Below are 16,316 nucleotides of genomic sequence, written 5' to 3'. Positions count from 1 at the left end.
CCTGCGACCCCTGCGGCGACTACCGGGCCGTGCCGAAGTTCTGGGTCCAGTAGGAGCCGGGCTGTGCGAGACCGACACCGATCTCCTCGAACGAGCAGTTGAGGATGTTCTTCTTGTGGCCGGGACTGGACATCCAGCCGGCCATCACCTGCTCGGGAGAGGAGTAGCCGTAGGCGACGTTCTCGCCGTAGGTGCTCCAGGTGTAGCCGGCGCGGGTGATGCGGTCGGCGGGTGAGGATCCGTCCGAGCCGGTGTGCGACATGGTGCGGCTCGACGCCATGTCCGCGCTGTGGTTCTGCGCGGCCTCGGTCAGGGTGGCGTTCACCTTCACCGGGGAGCAACCGGCCTTGCCGCGCTCGGCGTTGACGAGTTCCACGACCTCGGCGACGGCTCCGGAGGCCGCGGCACCGCCGGTCGCGGCGGGGCTCGGGGCGGCGGGGGTGGGCTCGGGGGCGGCCGTGGTGGGCTTCGGAGCCGCTGTGGTGGGCCTGGCGACGGATGCCTCGCGGACCGTCTTCTTCGGCTTGTGCGCCTTCGGGTTGTGCGTCGGCTCGGCGCCGCTGTGCCGCGGCGCCCCGCCCTTCGAGGCGTCCGCGGTGGCGGTCGGCGTGTGCGACGGCGCCGCCGTGGGCCCGCCGTGCGGCTTGCCGTCCCACCGGTGGTGCCGGTCGGCGTCGCCCCACCTGTCCTCGGCCGCGGCGGGGGCGGCGGTGTCCTGCTGCCGCTGTCCGCTGCCGGGCCAGTCGGCACAGGCCAGGGCGACCGAGGGTATCCCCACGGCGCCCATGGCGACTGCCGTGACGACCGTCCGCCGGTACCGCCGCTGACGACGATGCTTTCCCATGAGTGACCTCACCCCTGTTGTCCGGAGACTGGTCATTCTTGGGACGGCCCGACGCGGGGCGCAAAGGGCCGTTGCACTACTGCGCTTCGTAGGTCTGCGGGGGTCTTGCGGCGGGCGGAAGACCATGCCGACCTGCTCGCGACGGGCCCGTCGGGATGCCTGCCGCCTCGTCAGGAGCCGCCGCCCGGCGCACGAACCGCGGACCCGGGCCGCCCGCCGGATCACCGTCCGCCTCGGCCCGCCCCTCTTTCATGTCAAGACGGATAAATCCCCCATGTCGCCGGAGCGGGTCCTACTAAGCGGCCTGCGTAGATCGAGGACGTGCGTGAGGGATGTCACGGAACCATGAATTCCGGTCTTCTGTCGGAGGCCTGCGGCGCCCGGCGCGCTTCGAGGACGGGCCGGGTCAGCCCCGCCCCTCCAGCAGCGCCGCCATCGCCTCCTTGGCGGCCTTGATGGCGCCCTTGTTGATCTCGTCCGTGGAGGGCGCCTTCTTCGACTCGAAGTCGCTGCCGTTGTAGGTGACGATCACCAGCGCGTTGGAGGCGCGGGCCACCACCACGCCCTCACGGGTCTGCTGCTTGTCCTGGGTGGCGAGGTTCACGACGGAGTACGCCGCGTCACCGAGCCCGGGGACCGGGCCGCCGCCGCTCTTGTCCTTCAGCCGTCTCCCGTAGGACTGTTCGGCCGCGTCGTCCGACTGCAGAACCTCGAAGGAGACGTCGAGCCAGCGGTACTCGTAGCCCTCGAGCGCGTTCCAGGAACAGGTCCTGCGCAGCTTGGAGTCGGTGGACTTGATCTCCTTGCCGGACGCCTTGGCCCCCGGCACGAGGGATGTGACGGTCTTCTCGGCGACGCTGCCGCAGGGGACGGGAGCGGCGGTGTACGTCATGGGCACCGTCGTCGTCGACGGAGCGGAGGCGGACTGGGTCGGCGTTCCCCCGGCCGTTCTCTTCTCCGCCGCCTGCGGCTCGGAGGACAGTCCGGAGGACAGTGCCCAGCCCGCAGCGGCGAGGACGACCACCGGGGACAGGCGCGCGGCCAGCGCTATCGGCAGAGGAAAAGAACGCACGTCGCACTTCTCGTGGGGGTCGGTGCGGAAGGGGGCCCGCACAGCGGACGGGACGCCAGTCTCACACGCTTCCGGGTGGGGTGGAAGGGCGAACTCGCTCCGTGGGCGGAGGGTGACAGGGGCGTACCGGCGGGAGCGGCGGTTTGCCGTACTTCCCCTGCGTTCAGGCGAATTGCGGCAGTGCGGCAGCGCGGGAGCGCGGGAGCGCCGGACGCGGGCCGCAGGCGGTCGCGGTGTTCCCACCGCGACCGCACGGGGCGTCAGCGGGTCACGGCTTGCGGGCGAGACCGCCGTGCTCGGCGATGAGCGCGGAGTCGGGGGTCTCGGCCTCCGGACGCCACAGGGGGACCGAGACGACGCCGGGCTCCAGGAGCTCCAGACCGTCGAAGAACGACGTGATCTCGTCGACGGTGCGCAGGTTGTAGGGGATGGCGCCGCTCTTGTTGTAGCCGTCCTGGGCCTGCTCGAAGCCCGGGTCGACGCCCCGGGAACCGTCGTTGACGGAGAGGTAGCTGCCGGACGGCAGCGCGTCCATCAGCCGGGTGACGATGGAGCGGGCCTGGTCGTAGTCGGCGATGTGCCCCAGGATGTTGCTGAGGATGAGGGCGGTGGGCCTGCTGAAGTCCAGCGTCTCCGAGGCGGCGGCCAGGACACGCTCCGGGTCCAGCACGCTGGAGTCGACGTAGGAGGTGGCACCCTCGGGGGTGGAGTAGAGCAGGGCGCGAGCGTGCGCCAGGACCATCGGGTCGTTGTCGACGTAGACGATCCTGCTCTCCGGCGCGATGCGCTGGGCGACCTCATGGGTGTTTTCGGCGGTCGGCAGGCCGGTCCCGATGTCCAGGAACTGCCGGATGCCGGCCTCGGAGACCAGGTACGTGATGTTGCGGCGCAGGAAGGCCCGGCTGCTGCGCGCGATGGTGACGATGCCGGGGAAGACGGCGGTGTACGCGTCGCCCGCCTCCTCGTCGACGGGATAGTTGTCCTTCCCGCCCAGCCAGTAGTTCCAGATCCGGGCCGAATGCGGCACCGAGGTGTCGATCTTCTGGTGCGCAGCGGGTCCGGGCGTCGTCGCAGGGTCGCTCATGGGTACGGTCCGTCTCTCAGCCGAGGCAGGTGTGTTCAGCCAACAGGTGTGTTCCGCACAACTTACGTCCCAACAGTGCTGTAGCGCACTCCAGTTCGCATCTCCGGTGTGGCGCGTACGGACGCGTTCCGCCCGGCACCGGGACGCACCCCCTCAGCCGTGCAGGACGAGGTAGGGCGCCAGCGCGAACAACGTGACGACGAGCGCGTACTTCAGGCTGCGGGCGGGCAGGGCGTGGGCGATCCGCCAGCCCAGGAGCACGCCGGCCAGTTCCGGGACGCCGATCAGGGCGGCCAGGGGCCAGTCGACGGCACCGTGGGCGAGATAGCCCACGGTGCCCACCCCGGCGATGACGATCGACTGGGCCTGGGCGGAGGCCAGGGACTCCAGCACGGGCACGCCGAGCGCGACCAGCAGCGGGACGGTGAGCATCGGGCCCCCGATGCCGACGACGCCGGAGACGACGGCGACGACGAACCCGAGTCCGGCCACCACGGGTGCGGACGGGCGGGCGGGCGCGGCCGCGGGCCGGTGGCGCTCGCGGTGCCACACCAGGGCGGCCACCACGGCCACGAGCACACCGAGCACCACCCCGAACGTACGAGTGGACACGAGGGAGTTGAGCAGTACCCCGACGGGAGTCCCGAGCACGGCCGTGCCGGCCAGGATCCCGGCGACGCGGCGTGTTCCCGGCTCGCGCAACTGGCCGGAACGGGTGTAGGCCGCGGTGCCCAGCACGCCGGTGGCGACATGGGTGACGATGGAGGTACCGGCCACCTCGGCGGGGGAGAGGCCGGTCAGGGTGAACAGCCCGATCGTGGGCAGCACCCCACCGGGGCCGACAGCGGTGATACCGATGCCTCCCACGAGCCCCGTCAACCCCAGCGCCACCATCACCGACACCGGCATACCGCCCCTCCCCTCCGTCTGGAGCATGCCGCTCGGAGCATTCCGCCCGGAGCATTCCGTCCGGAGCATGCCGGAGACCGGCGCGCCGGGGAACGGACGTCACACGGGGAGATCCCGTACGGGACGGACCGCGGCCTCGGCCGTCGCTACGCCGGCCGCCGGTCCGCCGTCTGCGGCTCCTCCTCCGGACGACTGTCGCCGCGGGCCAGGACGCTGGGCCACCACGCCCGGGGCCCGATGTCGATCACGAGCGCGGGCACCAGCAGCGAGCGGACCACGAGCGTGTCGAGCAGGACACCGAAGGCCACGATGAAGGCGATCTGCACGAGGAACGCCAACGGGATGACCATCAGGGCCGCGAACGTCGCGGCGAGCACCACACCCGCCGAGGTGATCACCCCGCCGGTCGTGGTCAGCCCGCGCAGCACACCCTGCCGCGAGCCGTGCGCGAGTGCCTCCTCGCGTACCCGGGACATCAGGAAGATGTTGTAGTCGACGCCGAGGGCCACCAGGAACACGAATCCGTACAGCGGGACGGAGGCGTCCGTGCCGCTGAACCCGAGGAGATGCTCGAAGACGAGGGAGGAGACCCCCAGCGTCGCCAGGAAGTTCAGCGCGACGGTCGCCACCAGCAGCACCGGTACGAGCAGCGAGCGCAGCAGGACGATCAGGATCAGCAGGATGATGCCGAGCACCACGGGAACGATCACCGTGCGGTCGTGCGCGGCGGTCTGCTGGGTGTCGTACTGCTGCGCCGTGTACCCGCCGACCAGCGCGTCGGCCCCCGGGACCGCGTGCACGTTCTCGCGCAGCCGCTCGATGGTCTCCTTGGCCGCGTCGCTGTCCGCTGCCGCGTCGAGCGTGGCGTCGATGCGCACCCGCCCGTCGACGACCTGCGGCTCACCGGCCCCGGGCCGCCCCGAGGCGGAGACCGCGCCGGCCGATGCCACGCCCTCGGTGTCCTTCGCGGCGGCCGTCACCGCGTCGGCACGGTCGGCGTCGGCGATGATGACCGCCGGATTGCCCGAGCCACCGGGGAAGTGCCTGCCGACCGTCTCCTGGGCGGCGACGGAGGGGGCGTCGTTCACGAAGATCTCGTCGAGCGGCACCCCCTTGGCGGACAGCGTGGGGGAGAAGGCCGCCAGGGCGGTGAGGACGAGTCCGGTCACGAGCCAGACGAAGCGCGGACGCGCGTTCACCCGCGCGGCCACCCGGAGCCACACCGGGTGGCCCTCCGCGGACGCGTCCGACGCCTTCGGGCGAGTGGGCCAGTAGGCGGTACGGCCCAGCAGGGCCAGCACGGCCGGCAGGAAGGTGAGCGTGGTGAGCACGGCGCACACGATGCCGATGGCGCCCACCGGTCCGAGCGCGCGGTTGTTCGTGAGGTCGCTCGCCAGGAGGGCCAGCAGCCCGAGCGCCACCGTGGCGGCACTGGCGGTGATCGCACCGAACGAGCGCCGCACCGCCACCAGGGCGGCCGCGGCCCGGTCCCCGCGCACGGCGAGTTCCTCGCGGAAGCGCGCGGCCAGGAGCAGGGCGTAGTCGGTCGCGGCGCCGATCACCAGGATGGACAGGATGCCCTGCACCTGCCCGTCGACCTGGACGATGTCCCGCTGCGCCAGCGCGTACACCACGGCACAGGCCAGTCCCAGGGCGAAGACGGAGCCGAGGATGATCACGAACGGCAGCAGGACGCTGCGGTAGACGAGCAGCAGGATCACCAGCACGGCGGCGAGCGCCACACCCAGCAGCAGTCCGTCGATGCCCGCGAACGCGTCCGACAGGTCGGCCTGGCTCGCCGCCGGGCCGGCGATCTGCGCCTCGGTGCCCGGCACCTGCTGCGCCGCCGCGCGCACCTCCCCGAGGACCGCGGGCAACTCCTCGTCCAGGCCGGGCTCGAGCTGGACGACGGCCTGCAGGGCCTGGCCGTCGTCGGAGAGCAGGGCGGGCGAGGGCCTGCCGACGACACCGGGGCTTCCGGCGAGCGCGCCGACGGATTCGGTGGCGGCCGCCCGCTGCGCCTCGGTGACCCGGGCCCCGTCCGCCGTCCAGACCACGATGGCCGGGAGGGTCTCGGCCTGGGCGAACGCCGCACGGGCCTCGAGGACCTGGGTGGACTCGGCGCTCTGCGGCAGGAACGACGCCTGGTCGTTGGTGGCCACCTCGCCCAGCTTGCCCGCGTAGGGCCCGAGCGTTCCGCCCACACCCAGCCAGACCAGCAGGAGGACGAGGGGTACGAGCCAGCGGGCCCGGCGCGGTGCGGTTCTCATGAGGGTTCCTCACAGTGGAAGAGGTAAGTCGATGAATGAGTATCTCGATTGTCGAGTGATCTTATACTGGGATCATGAATGACTCAGGCGCCCCTTCGGTACCTCTTCCCGGAGACGACCCCACGGGGTTGCAGTCGTTCGCCGTCCTGCTGCGCCGGATGAACAACGAGTTCAACCGCGTCGCCCACGAGTTCGCCCAGGCGCACGGCCTGCATCCCACCGACGTCCAGGCCCTGGTCGCGATCCTGGACGCCGGCCAGGACGGCTCGACCGAGCCCATGACGCCGGGCAGACTGCGCAGACAGCTCAACCTCACCTCCGGCGCCGTCACCGCGTGCATCGACCGGCTGGAGAGGGTGGGACACATCCAGCGGGTCAGGGCCGCCGACGACCGCCGCGTGGTCCACCTGCACTTCGCGGAGCCGGCCAGAGGGCTGATCAGGGACTACTTCCGGCCGCTCGCGCGGAGCACGGACATCGCGCGGGGCCGCTTCACACCCGAGGAGCTCACCGTGATCGTCCGGTTCCTCGCGGAGATGAACGGGGAACTCGCCCTGCTGCGCCGCGACTGACCTCTGCTGGTCGCGGCTGATCGCGCCTGATGCGGAAGCCCTCGGCCGGCTCGACGCCCCGGACCGTGCGGTGCGCGGGGCCGAGCGGCGCGCGGGGCCGTGCGGTGGGCCGCCGAGCCCATACTCTCCCGGGCCGAGGGCCCATATTCATGTGGTTACCACCTGGAGTGCACCAGGCAGGTGGGGTTTGTCAGTGGGACATGTTCTGATGGAGCACATGATCGAGGACAACGAAACCATCGAAGAGTTTCTCACCCGGTACGCCGTCGACGTGGAGGAAGCCGTCCGCAAGGCGGCCGCACAGGAGATCATGCCGCGCTGGCGCCGGCTCGCCGACCACGAGATCGACCGCAAGTCCGGCCCGCACGACCTGGTGACCGACGCCGACCGGCAGTCCGAGCTGTACCTCACCGAGGCGCTGCGCGCCCTGCTCCCCGGCTCCGTCGTGGTGGGCGAGGAGGCGGTGCACGACAACCCGGCGTCGTACGAGGGGATACGCGGGGAGGCGCCGGTGTGGATCGTCGACCCCGTCGACGGCACCCGGCAGTTCGTGCAGGGCGACACCGGATTCTGCACCCTGGTCGCCCTCGCCCAGGGGGGAGTGATCCACGCGTCGTGGACCTACGCCCCCGCCCGCGAGGAATTCGCCACCGCCGTCCGCGGACAGGGCGCCTTCCTGGACGGGACGCGACTGCACGCGGGCTCCCCGGACCCCGGCCGCGACCTGCGGGTGGCCACCTCCCACCCGGACTTCACCACGGAAGAGCAGAAGCGCTCCCTCCTCGGCCTGCGGACGGACGGCGTGGCGCCCCGCTCCTGCGGCTCGGCCGGACTGGAGTACCTGGCCGTCGCCCGCGGCGAGTCGGACAGCACGGCGTTCTGCTGGGAGGCCGCCTGGGACCACGCGGCGGGCCTGCTCCTCGTCGAGGAGGCGGGCGGCGCCCACCTGACCCGCGCCGGTGACCCCTTCCGCATCACGGGCGGCAACGACCTCCCCTTCACCGCGGCCCGCGACGAGGCCACGGCCCGCAGGGTGGTGGGACTGCTGTCGGGCGGGGCCTGACCCCCCGGCCGGCGGCACGGCCGGCCGAGGCGCCGTCGCCCCGGGCCCCGGTGGATGTTGCCCCGGACCCGGGGCGGTGCCGGCCCACCGGCATATCCTGACCCTCCGGTTGCCGTCGGCTGACGAAGGAGCCCGAAGGTGGTGTCGATGCTCGATGTGGTCGTGGTGGGAGCGGGGCCGAACGGACTGACCGCCGCCGCGGAGCTGGCCCGGCGCGGCTTCTCCGTCGCGCTGTTCGAAGCGAGGGGCACCGTCGGCGGCGGCGCCCGCACCGAGGAACTGACCCTGCCCGGCTTCCGGCACGACCCGTGCTCCGCGGCGCACCCGCTGGGCATCAACTCACCCGCGTTCCGGGCCCTTCCGCTGGAGCGCTACGGCCTCGAGTGGCTGCACGCGGACCTGCCCATGGCCCACCCCTTCCTGGACGGCACGGCGGCCGTGCTGTCCCGGTCGGTCGGCGAGACGGCCGCCTCCTTCGGCCCGCGCGACGCCGGTGCGTACCGCCGCCTGGTCGCACCCTTCCTGCCCCGATGGGACACCCTGGCCCGCGACTTCATGTCCCTGCCGCTCACCGCGCTGCCCCGCGACCCGGTCACCCTCGCCCGCTTCGGCCTCGTCGGACTGCCGCCCTCCACCTGGCTGATGCGCCGCTTCCGCGACGAGCGGGCCAGGACCCTGTTCGCCGGCCTCGTCGCCCATGTGATCGCCCCCCTCGGCGGCTTCGCCACCGGCGCCATCGGCCTGGTCTTCGCCCTCGCCGCGCACGCCCGCGGCTGGCCCGTCGCCCGCGGCGGCTCCCAGGCCATCTCCGACGCCCTCGCCGGATACCTGAAGGACCTCGGCGGCGCGATCCACACCGACTACGAGGTCAAGCGCCTGGACGACCTGCCCCCGGCCCGGGCGTACGTCTTCGACACCTCGCCCACCGCCCTGGCCCGCATCGCCGGCTTCGGCGACCACTACGCGAACTACCGCTACGGACCCGGCGTCTTCAAGATCGACTACGCGCTGGACGGCCCGGTGCCGTGGACCGCGCCCGAGGCCCGCAGGGCCACCACCGTGCAGATCGGCGCGGACAGCTCCGAGATCGGCACCGCCCTGCGCGCCGCCTCCCGCGAGGGCCGCGCCCCCGAGCGGCCGTTCCTCATCACCGTCCAGCCCAGCGTCGCCGATCCCACCCGGGCCCCGGCCGGCCGGCACACCTTCTGGGCCTACGGCCACGTCCCCAACGGCTGGACCGGCGACCTCACCGACACCGTCGAACGCCAACTGGAGCGCTTCGCCCCGGGGTTCCGTGACCGCGTCCTGGCCCGCGCCACCGCCGGCCCACCCCAACTCGCTGCCCGCAACGCCAACTACGTCGGCGGCGACATCGCCTCCGGCGCGGCCAGCGGCCTCCAGCTCCTGCTGCGCCCCAAGCTCTCCCTCTTCCCGTACAACACCCCGCACCCGGCCGTGTTCATCTGTTCCTCGGCCACCCCGCCCGGCCCCGGCGTGCACGGCATGTCGGGACACAACGCGGCGAAGGCCGTCTGGAGGAGGCTGCGCCGGTCATGACCACCACCCTCACCCTCGTCCAGGGCGACATCACCCGCCAGCACGTCGACGCCATCGTCAACGCGGCCAACTCCTCCCTCCTCGGCGGGGGCGGCGTCGACGGCGCGATCCACCGCCGCGGCGGCCCCGCGATCCTCGAGGAGTGCCGCCGCCTGCGCGCCTCCCTCCACAGCGACGGCCTGCCCACCGGCCGGGCCGTCGCCACCACCGCGGGCGCCCTGAACGCCCGCTGGGTGATCCACACGGTGGGCCCGGTGTTCACCAGCGAGGAGGACCGCTCGGAGCTGCTGGCCTCGTGCTACCGCGAATCCCTCCGCGTGGCCGACGAGTTGGGCGCATGCACGGTCGCCTTCCCGGCCGTGTCCACCGGTGGCTACGGCTGGCCCCTGGACGACGGGGCGCGCATCGCCGTCGAGACGGTGCGCAGAACTCGCACGTCCGTCGAGGAGGTCCGCTTCGTCCTCTTCGACGCCCGGGCCTACGAGGCGTTCGCCGCACAGGCCGGCTGACCGCCACAGAGCGCTGACGCATGAGCTCGGCCCGGGTCCCACCCGAGGCTGCTCGTGCGGCACGACCTGCCACCGATCGCCCTGCGGCGGATCCGACAGCGCCAGGCGGCACAGCGCGTCCAGGGCCGCCGCGAAGGCGTGGTCCGGCGAGGTCGGCCATCTGCGGTAATACCCCGTCACCCCCGGGGTGTGGCACGTCTCGACCAGCCGCGTGTTTCGCCCTCGTCGATGAGACGTCGCCCGGCACTCCACAGGGAGGCGGATGCCTCCCCGATCACTGCCTTGCGGGCCCGGACGTCGTCGGCGGTGACGCCCGGAGTGCGCCATGTACCGCCGCGCGCCATCCAGTTGAGGAGAAGTGGCTGCAGCCGGTCCATCGCTTTGGCGAATTTGGCTTCGGAAGTGTGACGTTCCTCGAATTCGTCCCAGAGCGCCCGCATGCGCTGAGCTTGATCCGTTGGCAGCAGTCTGAAGAGCCTGTCGGCCGCGGCAACTTCCCGTTCGTGCTGGTCGCTTCCCGCGGCACTGTCGTACAGGGGGGTGTCACCGGCGTAGATCTCCACCAGATCGTGCAGGAGAACGAGCTGAACGGTGTGCCCTACGTCGATGGGCTGGTCGGAGTGTTCGGCGAGGATCACCACCATCATCGCCAGATGCCACGAGTGCTCCGCATCGTTCTCTCGGCGGTCCGCCGCAGCGAGGGGGGACTGACGGAGGATGGTCTTGAGATGGTCCACCTCGACGAGAAAGGTGAGCTGGGCATGCAGCCGATCATCGAAGTCGTCAGGGAAGGGCGTCTTCTCAGCAAGTAGGCCCCGGCGCTCATCACTCATGGGCCCATCGTGGCACGCGCCGTCCGGCTCACAGGTGACTCGGCTCCAAAAACACCGGACGAACACTGCTTCCGGCGATGATGGACTCGGGTGACCCTCCGCGACCGCTCCCCAAGATCTGTGCCAGTGAAATGACCCACTGACGTTCCGGCGGCAGCCGGCAGGCGGTCTGTCGAGCGTGCGGGTGTCCGGTGCCGTCCCCGCAGGCGGGGTCAGTTGGTGGCGCCGTCCTTCGCGGCGAGCACGATCTGGGTCTGGGTGGTCTGCCCCACGAGCCGGTCCCTGTCGTCCCGCAGGTCGGTCTGCACGACGACGAGGGTGCCGCCGACGTGCAGGGGGCGGGCCGTGGCGTGCACTCGCCCGGAGGCCACTCCCCGCAGGAAGTTGGTCTTGGACTCGACCGTGGACGTCCCGGCGCCCGGCGGGAGGTTGAGGTAGGCGCAGACCGCGCCGACGGAGTCGGCCAGCGCCATCAGGGCTCCGCCGTGCAGGATTCCGCCCGCGGTGCAGGCCTCCGGGGACCAGGGCAGACTGCCTGTGGTCCGGTCGGGGGCGGCCTCGTGGAGTTCGATGCCCAGCTGTGTCGCGAAGGGCATGGCCGCCAGGAGGATGGCGGGGCTGAGGGCTGCCGTCTCGGAAGGGGGCATGGTGTGCTGCCTTTCGGGATCAGGTGGGTGCTCTCGGACACACGGTGAAGATCGTGCGACGTGCCAACCGTCAGTGTTGCAGCCTGCGTTGGAAAACTGAATCATCGGAGCTGCCGGCCTCGTGCTGTCGCGAGTCGTTGCGGGTGGCGGACGAACTCGGGGCCCGCACGGTGGCCTTTCCGGCGGTCTCCGCGGGCGTCTACGGACGGCCCGTCCAGGACGCCGCCCGGATCGCCGTGGAGGCGGTGCGGGCGACGCGGACGCCGGTCGAGGAAGTGCGGTTCGTCCTCTTCGACGACCGGGCCCACGAGGCGTTCGCCGCGCAGGCCGGCTGCCCCTCACAGCCGCCTGCCGCGGTGGCCGGTTCAGGCGGGGATCTGCTGCCCCGGAGGTGTGAGGTCCCCGGCCGGCCCGTGCCCCCGGGCGGACCGTGGCAGGACGTGCGGACCGGACGGCAGCAGGTCGTGGGCGATGCGGTCGGCGGGATGCCCGGCGTGGACGAGCCCGGCCGCCACCGAACGGACCATGTCCGGCGGCCCGGCGATCAGGGTGCGCCCCTCCGTGAGGGGGGTGCTCCGGGCCACCGCGTGGAGCAGCCGGTCGTACCTCCCCCCGGTCGGTGCCCCGCCCGTCACCGGGACCACGGTCAGCCAGGAGTGGCGTCGTTCGAGGCCCGCCGGATACCCGAGGTCGTAGAGGTCGGACAGCGAGTCGGCGCCGAGGAAGAGCTGTACCCGGCGGCGCACACGGTGTGCGGAGGACCGCCGCACACCGCTGTCCAGCTCCTGCAGCAGTGCCTTCATCGCGGCCCAGCCGGTGTCCCGGACGACCAACCGCAGGGTGTCCAGGGGCTCCGCGTCGAGCGTCAGACTGCCCTTCGGCGGCCCGAGCCGTACCTGGTCCCCGGGTGAGGTGTGGAGCACCAGCATCTCGCTGACCCCGCCGGGGCCGCTGCGCCGGACGTGCAACTCGAGTTCCCCGTCCGGGCCGGGCCCGTCGGCCAGGTAGTACGGACGCCAGGTGTGCGGCAGCCGGGCGGACTCCAGAGTGGTGTACTGACCGGCCCGGTACCGGAAGGTCTCGTGCGGCAGGAGGCGGAGCACCGCCAGGTCCGGCCCGTACAACTGGTGGGACGTCACCGTCGCCCGCCAGCACGGTGGTTCGTGCAGCGCGGCCTCCGCGCCCCGGACCATGGCGGTGACACCGAGCTGCAGCATCCGCATCCAGGCCTGCTCGAGCCCAGGGCTCCAGTACTCGCCGGCACGGCTCCGCAGCGCTTCGCACAACGCGTCCTTGAACGCCGTGTACTGCGCAGGGCGCACGCCGAGTTTGCGGTGGTCGCGGCCGAGCCGGGTGAAGGTTTCGGTGATCTCCTCGGGGCGGTGCAGGTTCTCGATCAGGTACCAGAACGCCCGTGCCAGATGCGCCTGTTGGAACGCCATCGTGTCGGGGAAGAGCGACCGCAGTGAGGGGTGCCGTGCGAACAGCGCCCGGTACAGGTCGTCGATCAGCTCGTCGAGCGGAGCCACCAGGTCCAGGTCACGCAGGATGATCTGCTGGTCCGCGGCCGCGTCGTACGTCTCTTCGGCCGGGGGACGGCCACCGAGGTCGGCACCCGGGTCACTTCCGGGGGAGAGCAACCGCTGACGCAGCCGCATCGCGTCGTGCCGGGCGAGGAGTGTGTGGTACGTCCTGTTTTCCACGCTCATGGTCAGCGGGTCCTTCCCGTCTCGTGTCCGACGACGGGTACCCGCACGGAGCCGGGCCCGATCCGGCCCCGGTCGGCGACCGGAACGGGAGCCCACCGGTCCGGTCGGCGCGAGGCCCTCACCGGGAGCGGGCAGAAGGGTCGGGACATGGCTGGGCTCCTTGAGCGACGTGTCGAGGGTGCGAAGGTGGCTCGACAACGAACAGACGCCGAACCACCGGTTTCCGACGGGAGAAAACGCAGGTCAGTATGGCATCAGGGGCATATGCCCCAAGGGCCCTGGGGGGCAGGGACGTTGGGCCCTGGACAAAGGGGGGTATGTATGTGCACCTGGCCTGCGCGCGTACAGGTGAAGGGTCCCCGCCGTTGGTCATGCACGGGTGAACCGTCCTGGGGGTGACACACCGTCCCCAAGACGTGAGCACTTCGGCCGCTGCTGTCCGGATGCCGCTCGTTCGAGCGCTCGCGTGACACATGTCCGCTGACCGCTCACGCTTTTCGACAAGGCACCCGTCTCCGGCCCGCGGCCTCGGGGCTCGAAGCGTCCCTGCGTCACTGGAGCAGTGAGGGGCGCCGCCCCACCGGAAGTTCAGAAGCGCGAGTCGGCTGCCAGCGTCGTGAACGCCGACCAGGCGTCGAAGGAGACCGCCAGGGGCTGCCTCCGGGCGTCCTTCGAGTCGCGGACGAAAACTGCCTCAGGGCACAGAGCTACCTCCACGCAGTTGCCGCCTCCACCGCCGCTGTAGCTGCTCTTGAACCAAGCAAGTTCGGTGGTGCTCATAGCGCTCCTCGCATCTGCTCCAGCAGGCTCGCGGTGGCTTGATGGCTCAGAGCCTGCGAGCGCATCTTGCCATAGCGCTGAAGCATGGCGCTTGCGGCTTTTGTGTCGGTGACGAGCATGCTGCAGTCGTGCGCTTCGACGTAGCCCACCCACCGGTTCTCCGCCGTCTCGGCGAGGTAGAGAGGGCCCTCGAAGCCGGAGTGATCCTCCTGGATCCGAGACATGAGCTGAATCTCCACGTTCCGGAGGCGGCCCGCATCCAGGAGGTTGCTGAGCAGTGCGTGCGTGACCTCGGCACCCGCCATGCGGCGGTCCAGCAGCGCCTGTTCGACAATGAAGCTGAACGTGCTGTTCGGCCGCTCCGTCAGGAGGCGCTGGCGTTCGAGTCGAGCCGTGACCTGCTGCTCGAACTGTTCCTCGGACAGGGGCGGTAGGCGCCGGTCGAAGAGGGCGCGGATATACGGCTCGGGCTGAAGCAGGCCCGGGACCACAGCGCACTCGTACGCGTACAGCGAGACGGCCTCCTCCTCGATGCCGGCCCACTGCCGGAACCAGGACGCCAGTCCCGCCTTGCGGGTGAGGCTTCGTGCGGCCGCCGCCAGGACGCGTGCCGCGGGCGCGCCCAGGATCTCCTCCGAGCGGTCCAGCAGGTCCCGGGGCGGGAACCGCTTCCCCTGCTCGATCTTGGCGATGTACGCGGTCGAGTACCGCACCAGCGGTGCGAACTGCTCCTGTGTCAGGCGGGCTTCCTCGCGCAGGGCCTTGAGGACCGCGCCGAAGGTCTTGAGGCTGTCCGAGAGTTCCGGCTCGCAGGTCCCGCCCCCGCCCGCCCCGCCGCCGTTGTCCGTCGCCATCGCAGCCGCCTTCCCCTGTGCCGCCGGGCCCCGTTGTCCGTGCCGGACCCGAACGCGTGCCGTGCCATGTGCCGGGCGCGCTGCGCCACGCTCGGCACGCACATCGTCACGCACGGCGAGCGGTCCAGTCCAGCGTGTGCACCAGTACAGCGGGAGCTGTATCAGGGGCGGACCTGCCGACGGGGCGTCAGCAACCAGCAGGCTGGCCCCCATGCAAGCTCCTCACATCCCAACGCCGGCTCCGGCGCGCTCCTTCGCGCAGCGCTTCTCCACCACCCGGCGCGGTGCGCGCCTCGCCCGGCTGCTCGCCGCGCACCAACTCACCGAGTGGGGCCTCCCGCACGGCACCGAAGCGCACGACGCCGTCGTCCTCGTCGTCGGGGAACTCGCCGCGAACGCGGTTCTGCACGGCCGCGTCCCGGGGCGGGACTTCGCCCTCCGTCTCGTCCACGACAACGGTAAGGACCTGATCCGGATCGAGGTGTCCGACACCCACTCCGCCCTGCCGGCGCGCAGGGCCCCCGGTGCGGACGAGGACGGGGGGCGTGGGCTGGTTCTCGTCGACGCGCTCGCCGTCGACTGGGGGGTGCGCGACCGCCCGGGCCCCGGCAAGACCGTATGGGCCGAGTGTGCGACGGCACCCCGGAGTCTCACGCACCCCTCGGCGCCTCGCCCGGGGCTGTCGGGGGAAGAGGGGCCGGCTGGAGTGAGGGGAGGGTCAGGTGCCACCAGTCGGTGAGGCGGTCGGGGACGGTGGCCGCGCCCTCGAGCGCCTCGGTCAGGGAGCAGAGGCCGAAGAAGGCGCGGACCAGGGTGCGGGCGGTGCGGGCGGGGTGGACGTGGGGCGCCAGGTGGCCGGTGCTGCGTGCCTGGGCGAGGAGGCGGGTGGCGGCGGCGGTCCACAGGGCGAAGGGGTCGGGGAGTGCGGTGTTGACGGTCTCGCGTTCGGCCCACAGCCGTGCGCCCGCGCGCGTGACGGGATCTCCGGAGAGGGCGTGGGCGATGTCGTAGCTCAGGGCGACGAGACGGTCCAGCGGCGGGACCGTCTCGTCCGCGTACCGTGCGGAGAGGTCCGGCCAGGTGGCGAAACGGTCCTGGACCACGGCGAGGGCGACGCCCTCCTTGCTGGCGTAGTGGAAGTAGACCGAACCGCTGGTCCGTCCCGACCGGGTGCTTATGTCGTTGACGCTGGTGCCCGCGTAGCCGCGTTCGGCGAAGAGGGAGGCGGCTGCTTCCAGGAGTGCTCTGCGGGTTGCTCTGGCCCGTTGCTGCAACGTCCTGTCCACCTTCGCTCAATTTCTCCGACAACGACGAATGTAGTGCGCCCGCGTACGCCGGGAGCAAGTAAGGGTCACACTCACGCGGTAATTACGCATTTCTTTCGAGGGTGAACGCGGGCGAGTGGTAATGGGGTCGGTCCACTGCTGTTCCGGCCTCGCACGGTGGCTGCGGGGTCCGGCGCCGCCGGCGCGGGTTGCCCGGCGAATATGCCTCAACTTCCCTGTGGTGCGCCCTCGTTGGCGGATCGTACTTCCGGCCGGCCCGGTCGGCGTCCCGGGGGTCATACACCCCGGCCGCCCTCGCCGTCGATAACTCCTTGCGGTCATTGCCGC

The 16,316-nt window shown here is 71.6% G+C and carries 16 protein-coding genes and 1 pseudogene; 6 read left to right on the top strand and 11 right to left on the bottom strand.

Going from position 1 to position 16,316, the window contains the following annotated elements; genetic code table 11:
- Positions 1–19 precede the first annotated feature (19 nt).
- From PYS65_RS05540 to PYS65_RS05520, 5 genes are all read right to left on the bottom strand, one after another.
- Positions 20–844: a CAP domain-containing protein gene (locus PYS65_RS05540; RefSeq protein ID WP_279332656.1), complete on the bottom strand. Its 825-nt coding sequence runs from the start codon at positions 842–844 to the stop codon at positions 20–22.
- 406 nt (positions 845–1,250) lie between these two features.
- Positions 1,251–1,916, bottom strand: a complete 666-nt coding sequence (locus PYS65_RS05535; protein WP_279332655.1) for a hypothetical protein — start codon at positions 1,914–1,916, stop codon at positions 1,251–1,253.
- A gap of 268 nt (positions 1,917–2,184) precedes the next feature.
- Positions 2,185–3,000 carry an SAM-dependent methyltransferase gene (locus PYS65_RS05530; protein ID WP_279332654.1) on the bottom strand — a complete coding sequence of 272 codons (816 nt, stop codon included), beginning with the start codon at positions 2,998–3,000 and terminating at the stop codon, positions 2,185–2,187.
- Between the two features lie 153 nt (positions 3,001–3,153).
- Positions 3,154–3,909: a sulfite exporter TauE/SafE family protein gene (locus tag PYS65_RS05525; RefSeq protein WP_279332653.1), complete on the bottom strand. Its 756-nt coding sequence runs from the start codon at positions 3,907–3,909 to the stop codon at positions 3,154–3,156.
- A 146-nt stretch (positions 3,910–4,055) separates the two neighbouring features.
- Positions 4,056–6,179: an MMPL family transporter gene (locus PYS65_RS05520; protein ID WP_279332652.1), complete on the bottom strand. Its 2,124-nt coding sequence runs from the start codon at positions 6,177–6,179 to the stop codon at positions 4,056–4,058.
- 74 nt (positions 6,180–6,253) lie between these two features.
- Here PYS65_RS05520 and PYS65_RS05515 point away from each other — a divergent pair, with 74 nt between their 5' ends.
- From PYS65_RS05515 to PYS65_RS05500, 4 genes are all read left to right on the top strand, one after another.
- Positions 6,254–6,751 carry a MarR family winged helix-turn-helix transcriptional regulator gene (locus tag PYS65_RS05515; protein ID WP_279332651.1) on the top strand — a complete coding sequence of 166 codons (498 nt, stop codon included), beginning with the start codon at positions 6,254–6,256 and terminating at the stop codon, positions 6,749–6,751.
- A 217-nt stretch (positions 6,752–6,968) separates the two neighbouring features.
- Entirely contained in the window at positions 6,969–7,814 is an 846-nt protein-coding gene (locus PYS65_RS05510; protein ID WP_279332650.1) for an inositol monophosphatase family protein, read from the top strand.
- A 147-nt stretch (positions 7,815–7,961) separates the two neighbouring features.
- A complete protein-coding gene (locus PYS65_RS05505) occupies positions 7,962–9,371 on the top strand; it encodes a phytoene desaturase family protein (protein ID WP_279337863.1) in 1,410 nt (469 codons plus the stop codon).
- Positions 9,368–9,880: an O-acetyl-ADP-ribose deacetylase gene (locus PYS65_RS05500; protein WP_279332649.1), complete on the top strand. Its 513-nt coding sequence runs from the start codon at positions 9,368–9,370 to the stop codon at positions 9,878–9,880. Before PYS65_RS05505 ends, PYS65_RS05500 begins: the two co-directional genes overlap by 4 nt.
- 176 nt (positions 9,881–10,056) lie before the next feature.
- On the opposite strand, the gene PYS65_RS05495 is transcribed toward PYS65_RS05500, so the two are convergent.
- Positions 10,057–10,713: an HD domain-containing protein gene (locus PYS65_RS05495; RefSeq protein WP_279332648.1), complete on the bottom strand. Its 657-nt coding sequence runs from the start codon at positions 10,711–10,713 to the stop codon at positions 10,057–10,059.
- A gap of 212 nt (positions 10,714–10,925) precedes the next feature.
- On the bottom strand, positions 10,926–11,360 hold the full coding sequence (locus PYS65_RS05490) for a PaaI family thioesterase (RefSeq protein WP_279332647.1): 435 nt from the start codon (positions 11,358–11,360) through the stop codon (positions 10,926–10,928).
- 98 nt (positions 11,361–11,458) lie between these two features.
- Between PYS65_RS05490 and PYS65_RS05485 the strand changes: the two are divergent.
- Positions 11,459–11,692, top strand: a pseudogene (locus PYS65_RS05485) (macro domain-containing protein); the annotation flags it as partial.
- A 33-nt stretch (positions 11,693–11,725) separates the two neighbouring features.
- Here the strand turns inward: PYS65_RS05485 and PYS65_RS05480 are convergent.
- The 3 genes from PYS65_RS05480 to PYS65_RS05470 form a co-directional block, all read right to left on the bottom strand.
- Positions 11,726–13,069, bottom strand: coding sequence for a globin domain-containing protein (locus PYS65_RS05480; protein ID WP_279332646.1), 1,344 nt, complete (start codon positions 13,067–13,069; stop codon positions 11,726–11,728).
- A 588-nt stretch (positions 13,070–13,657) separates the two neighbouring features.
- Positions 13,658–13,849, bottom strand: coding sequence for a DUF397 domain-containing protein (locus PYS65_RS05475; RefSeq protein ID WP_279332645.1), 192 nt, complete (start codon positions 13,847–13,849; stop codon positions 13,658–13,660).
- A complete protein-coding gene (locus tag PYS65_RS05470; RefSeq protein ID WP_279332644.1) occupies positions 13,846–14,703 on the bottom strand; it encodes a helix-turn-helix domain-containing protein in 858 nt (285 codons plus the stop codon). The genes PYS65_RS05475 and PYS65_RS05470 overlap by 4 nt, the downstream gene beginning before the upstream one ends.
- A gap of 211 nt (positions 14,704–14,914) precedes the next feature.
- Here PYS65_RS05470 and PYS65_RS05465 point away from each other — a divergent pair, with 211 nt between their 5' ends.
- Positions 14,915–15,442, top strand: coding sequence for an ATP-binding protein (locus PYS65_RS05465; RefSeq protein WP_341483665.1), 528 nt, complete (start codon positions 14,915–14,917; stop codon positions 15,440–15,442).
- On the opposite strand, the gene PYS65_RS05460 is transcribed toward PYS65_RS05465, so the two are convergent.
- Positions 15,354–15,989, bottom strand: coding sequence for a ScbR family autoregulator-binding transcription factor (locus PYS65_RS05460; RefSeq protein WP_279332643.1), 636 nt, complete (start codon positions 15,987–15,989; stop codon positions 15,354–15,356). The two genes, PYS65_RS05465 and PYS65_RS05460, sit on opposite strands and share 89 nt — an antisense overlap.
- Positions 15,990–16,316 lie beyond the last annotated feature (327 nt).

Source organism: Streptomyces cathayae (assembly GCF_029760955.1).
In the GTDB taxonomy this organism is placed as follows: Bacteria; Actinomycetota; Actinomycetes; order Streptomycetales; family Streptomycetaceae; genus Streptomyces; species Streptomyces cathayae.
Note: the sequence above shows the minus strand (reverse complement) of the source record. Positions and strands in the feature narration are given on the sequence as shown.